This is a genomic window from Acidovorax cavernicola (assembly GCF_003581445.1).
The window spans coordinates 1-620 of the sequence record NZ_QXMN01000327.1 but is presented as its reverse complement, the minus strand read 5'-3'; the positions used below and the strand labels follow the sequence as shown (position 1 = coordinate 620).

1 protein-coding gene is annotated in these 620 nt (G+C 65.3%); it reads right to left on the bottom strand.

The window, feature by feature from the left end; translation table 11 throughout:
- Positions 1 to 83: 83 nt before the first annotated feature.
- Positions 84 to 620: substrate-binding domain-containing protein (locus D3H34_RS33460; RefSeq protein WP_205736884.1), on the bottom strand; the 537-nt coding region annotated here is incomplete at its 5' end.

Genomic DNA, 620 nt, shown 5'->3' with positions numbered 1-620 from the left:
ACCATTGATTGTCAAAAGACCCAGGGCCCGATTTGGTGCCATAACGGCACCAGGCCGTGCCGTTATGGCACAAATATAACTGCTCAACGCTGGGTGACTCGGCGCCAGAATTCTTCTGCGGCCGGAGTCAGGCGCCGCTTGGGCCGGTACATGCGCACGTCGAAGCGCACTTCCATGTTGCGGCTTCCCGCCAGCGCCAGGCGCCTGGCCTTGCAGTCCGCGTGCGCCATCGACCAGGGCAGCCAGGCCACGCCCAGGCCCTTGTGCACGTATTCGTACTGTGCATCGGCCGAATCGCATTCGAGAATGCGGTGCAGCCGCGGCGCGTCGGGGTTCTGCGACAGATGGTCTTCGACCAGGCGTCCCAGCGCCATGCGGTGCGGATAGGCCAGGTAGGGCACGCTGCCGGGCGCCGCAAAGCTGTGCAGCGCCTGGCCCGCGGCGTTGGCGCGCGAGACCGGCACCAGCCGGTCGCTGGCGATGTGCACGTGGGTGAACTGGCGTGCATCGAGCCGCACGGCGATGGCGGGGTGGTGGTAGATCAGCGAAAAATGGATTTCGTCCTGCTCCAGCATCGTCACGGTTTCATGCAGCGTGCGCGTGAACACCGTCAGCGGGCT